Genomic DNA, 5,007 nt, shown 5'->3' with positions numbered 1-5,007 from the left:
AGCAAGCACGAGGAACACCGCAGCCAGCGCCGCCTAAGAGCACCGTCACTCGGAGATATGTAGTCTTCATGGTCCGGGGCTTCCTGCGCGGCTGGATACTAATGTCCTGAGACTAATGGAGTAGGCAACTGGAGACCAGGCCTCGCTTTGATTCCATGTACGGCTTGTCGTTAAGTCGTGGTTCCGGGGATCATCGCGCCTCCCGAGGCTCTCTGAAATGGCGCGAAATCGCGTGAGCCTATAGGCTAGTGCGGTCCAGGCACGGAGATTTCCCTCGGATGCCCGGTGAAACCGCGGAGCTGCGCGGAGTCATGGGAATCCTGGGGGATCGAAGCGGCCAGCATCGGGACATAGCTCAGCTTGGTAGAGCGCCCGCTTTGGGAGCGGGAGGCCGCAGGTTCAAATCCTGTTGTCCCGACGGTGAAGAATCGCATCGGCTGCGAATGTCTCCGGTGCGATGCATCCGAATAACCCCGAACACCTTCCAGGAGCCCCCACGTGGTCAAAAGCACCGTCGAAGAACTGAACCCGACTCGAGTCAAGCTCACGGTCGAGGTCTCGAGCGAGGAGCTCGAGCCCAAGATTAAGGCCGCTTATCAGAGCGTTGCCCAGCAGGTTCAGGTCCCGGGCTTCCGCAAGGGTAAGGTTCCGGCCGCCATCATTGACCAGCGGGTCGGTCGCGAATTCGTGATCCAGCAGGCCATCAATGACGGTCTGCAGGAGTTCTACCAGGCCGGTCTTGCTGACGCTGAGCTGATCCCGCTCTCCCGCCCTGAGGTTGAGGTGGAAGAGATCCCGGACGTGAAGACCAATGAAGGTGTTCTGAAGTTCTCCGGTGAGCTGGACATCCGCCCGAAGGTCGAACTGCCTGATTACGCAGGCCTTGAGGTCGAGGTTGAGGCTCGTGAAGCCGACGAGGACGCCGTGCAGCAGGAACTGGATGCCCTGCGCAGCCGCTTCGGCACCCTCAAAGAGGTGGAGCGCCCGGCCGCAACTGATGACTTCGTGACCATCGACCTGCTGGCCACCGTCGACGGCGAAGAGGTGGACTCCGCTACCGGGCTGTCCTACCAGGTCGGCGCCGGCACCATGCTCGATGGCATCGACGAGGCCCTCGAAGGTCTCTCCGCCGGCGAGGACGCTACCTTCGAGACCACTCTTAAGGGCGGAGAGCACTCCGGCGCTGAAGCTTCTGTGAAGGTCACCCTGACTGCAGTCAAGGAGCGCGAACTGCCCGAGGCCGACGACGAGTTCGCTCAGCTGGCCTCTGAGTTCGACACCATTGATGAACTCAAGGAAGACCTGAAGAAGAAGGCAGAAGAGAACCTGATCCAGGAGCAGGGCGTTGAAGCCCGCGACAAGGTCCTGGAGAAGCTGCTCTCCCTGGTGGAGGTTCCGGTTCCGGCATCCGTCGTCGATACCCAGGTGGAGCAGCACTTCAGCTCCCAGGGTCACTCTGAGGGTGACGATCACGACACCGACGAGCACCGCAACGAGATCCGCGAGCAGACCGAAGAGGCCTTCCGCAACGAGGTCATCTTGGACCTGGTCGCTGATAAGGAAGAGATCGGCGTCGACCAGGGCGAGATCATCGAGTACCTGGTTGCCACTGCTCAGCAGTACGGTATGGAGCCCAACCAGTTCGCCCAGATGCTGGATCAGGCTGGCCAGATCCCCATGATCATGGGTGAGGTTCGCCGCCGTAAGGCACTGGCGAAGGTCCTGGAGCTGGCTAAGGTCACCGACACCGAGGGCAACACTGTTGACCTGACATCCTTCGTGACCCCTGCCGATGAGCAGGACGCTGAGGAAGCTGCGGAGTCCGAGGAGCAGTAATTCCTCGCTAGTCATTGCGCGATGCCCCGGTGCCGTCTGGTGCCGGGGCATCGCTGTATCTGGGGCGCGCCGGAGCTGATTCCTCAGCTCCCGCTGATGAACTGTCTGGTACCCACGTTGCCTGCAGGCTCCAGCATCCGCCGACCGGTCGTGGAGCGTCCTTAACGTGGCAGATGTCACGTGCTGTTTGAGTGCCGTTTACCTCACTGTGCCTAGAATGCTGCCTGTGTGCCGAGATCTGTTTCGGTGCACGAAGCAATCACTGCACGCCGCTTCAGATGAGGACTGGAACTACACGATGGCCCTAACTACAGACGTGCCTGCGCAGGACCCGCGCCGAACCACTCGACTGGCCCAAGCGATCACTGCCGGAGGCCTGGCACTGGTCCTGCTCGGCATCGCGCCTGCAGCCCAGGCTGCGTCCGAACAAAGCGGCGAGGTCACCGATCAGGAGATCGACGAGAGCTTCGGTGACGAGAACACCGGCACCGATAACTCTGGCCTCGAGGACGAGGACGATACATCCGCTGATGGTGGTGAAGGCACACCTGCAGGTGGAGAGGAAGAGTCCGCGCCGGAAGCTGACGCTGAGGCCGGGAACGACGAGGGCGCCGGCAACGTGGATGAGGAGGAGCTCGATGACGAGCAGCCCGCCGCGGGGGAGTCTGCGGCCGAGAGTGAGATCGTCGACCTGCAGATCCTCAACATCAGTGATTTCCACGGTCGGCTCGAGGAATCAGCCTCCACGGTGGCGTGCACTGTCGAGGCATATCGGGCGCACAACCCCAACACCGTCTTCAGCGCTTCCGGCGACCACATTGGAGCTTCCACATTCACCAGCTTCATCCAGCAGGACGAGCCCACAATCCAGGCGCTCAACGCCATGGGCCTGGACGTCACCAGCATGGGCAACCACGAGTTTGACCAGGGCGCCGAGGACTTCGACACCCGCGTGATGCCGCTCTCCGACTTCACCTGGCTCGGCGCCAACGCCCGTCATGTGGATACCGGTGAGCATCTGTATGAGCCTTACGAAATCCTCGAGGTCGACGGCGTCCAGGTGGGCTTCATCGGCCTGAACACCCTCGATATGCCCCGGCTTGTCAGCCCCGATGGCATCGCCCACATCGAATGGACTTCGCTCGCGGAGGAGGCCAACTTCTACGCTGAGCACCTTGTGGAAGTGGAGGGGGCCGACGTCGTCGTCCTCCTGGTGCACGAGGGGTACGGCGGCACTGGCTTTGCTGAGCTGCTCGAGACCGCTCATCCTGCCATTGACGCAGTGTTCTCCGGTCACACCCACCAGGCTTTCGCTGAGCAGCAGGGCGATTTGTGGGTCGCCCAGTCTGGCGAGTACGGCGAGTACCTCGCTCAGCTGGAACTGAGCTTCGACACCGCGACCGGGGAGATCGTCGGTTCGGAGGCTCGATTGATCGACCTAGACCTGGAGGGGACCAGTGATGAGCTGGTCTGCGACTCCCACCCCGAGGTGGACGCCATTGTCGCAGAGGCTGTGGTGGTTGCCGATGAGCTGGGATCCGAAGTGGTCGCCACCGTCGGGGGCGATATCCCCTTCGCCCGCGCTCAGTCGGGACCCGGTGAGCCCGACAACCGCGCAGCCGCCTCCACACTCGGCGAGCTCGTCGCTGACGCTCAGCTCTCCGCTGTGCGCCGCACGAACCCGGAGGCGGACTTCGCCATCACAAACTCCGGCGGGCTCCGCGACGATCTTCCGTTGGGTGATCTGAGCATCCGCGATCTGGGCAATGCCCAGCCCTTCGCCAATACGCTGATGGTGGGCACTTTCTCCGGCGAGCAGGTCTACGCCATCTTCGAGCAGCAGTGGCGCGAGGACCAGGGACGCTTCTCCAGGCACGGGCAGTCCAGCAACGTCTTCTACACCTATGATCCCGAGGCTGCATTCGGTGAGCGCATCACCGGCCTGTGGATCGAGGGAGAACCGGTGGACCCGGCTGAGACCTACCAGGTGGTCCTGAATAGTCACATGGCAGGCGGCGGTGGCGGACTCTCCGTCGCCCCGGAGGCCCTGGAGATGCACGACACCGGGCAGAATGACCTCGAAGCCATCGTTGAATACGCCCGGGATCAGGAAGTCCTGCAACCAGAGCTGAACCGGGGCGGAATCGGTGTGCACTGGGTCAGCGATGACGACCAGGTGTACGCCCCAGGTGATGAACTGGCCATTGATGTCTCATCCCTGGCGTGGTCACATGAGGATATCCCGGTGGGCGAGACACTGAAGGTTCAGCTGGGGGACTCAGTCCTGGCCGAGTTCGACATCGACCCCACCTGGGTCGAGGACTCCGACGAGCGCGGTCGGGCCGAAGTCAGATTGGAAATCCCCGAGATCCCCGGCGGCGAACTGCCGCTGGTGCTGACCGAGCCGGTGACCGGCACCGAGCTTGCCCTCACGGTGCAGGTGGAGCGGAGCGACGACGAGTTGCCCCCGCCGAGCGGTGATGACCAGGAGGCGGTCATCTCGGTGAGTGTGAGCCCCAATGAGGTTGTTGCCGGTGAGGTGGTCACGGTTGCTGCTAGTGGGTTTGCAGCCGAGGAGGACGTCGTCGTCGAACTCAACCCGGTTCTGGGTGAGTTCACCACCGACGCATCGGGTGAGCTCAGCGCCGAGGTGAGCGTGCCGGAGGACTTGGAGGCGGGAGACTACCTGCTGACGGTGACCGGTGAGTCTGGTCAGGGCGAGACGGAGCTGACGGTCCTGGCTGCGGTGCCCGCGGGGGAATCCTCCCCGGAGGATGAGGGGACTGAGGGGGAGGTGCGGCTGGCCAGCACCGGTGCCACCATCACGGCTGTGGTGCTCGCGGCCCTTCTGCTGCTGATGGTAGGTGGCTTCATGCTCTACCGTTCCCGCCGCAATGCAGCTGCATGACAATGCGGCCACCTGGACGGCTAATGCCTGACTCGGTGGAGGCCGTTCTTTAGGCTGATGCCCCGTTGCCGATTCGGTACCGGGGCATCAGCTTGTCTGGGAGGCGTCATGGTGCGAGCGAGCCTGGGCTGCAGCGCTCCTTGCCCAGCGCGCTGCTTTCGGTCACGCAGTTTGACGGCATCTAGGGCCGAAAATGGCCCATATCGGGGAAAACTCACGTTAAAACGCGTGACCGAACGCGGAGGTGTCCACTGGACGCGGCC

2 protein-coding genes and 1 tRNA gene are annotated in these 5,007 nt (G+C 62.9%); all 3 read left to right on the top strand.

The window, feature by feature from the left end:
* Nucleotides 1–344: 344 nt before the first annotated feature.
* The 3 genes from TX78_RS01005 to TX78_RS00995 all read left to right on the top strand — a co-directional run bounded on the left by TX78_RS01005 (nucleotide 345) and on the right by TX78_RS00995 (nucleotide 4,744).
* Nucleotides 345–418 (top strand) — tRNA-Pro (locus TX78_RS01005).
* An 80-nt stretch (nucleotides 419–498) separates the two neighbouring features.
* Nucleotides 499–1,836, top strand: a complete 1,338-nt coding sequence (gene tig / locus TX78_RS01000; RefSeq protein ID WP_044492857.1) for a trigger factor — start codon at nucleotides 499–501, stop codon at nucleotides 1,834–1,836.
* A 316-nt stretch (nucleotides 1,837–2,152) separates the two neighbouring features.
* Nucleotides 2,153–4,744, top strand: a complete 2,592-nt coding sequence (locus TX78_RS00995; protein WP_049897262.1) for a 5'-nucleotidase C-terminal domain-containing protein — start codon at nucleotides 2,153–2,155, stop codon at nucleotides 4,742–4,744.
* Nucleotides 4,745–5,007: the final 263 nt, after the last annotated feature.

The organism is Nesterenkonia massiliensis (assembly GCF_000455245.1).
Lineage (GTDB): Bacteria > Actinomycetota > Actinomycetes > Actinomycetales > Micrococcaceae > Nesterenkonia > Nesterenkonia rhizosphaerae.
This window is presented reverse-complemented; position numbering and strand designations above follow the sequence as displayed.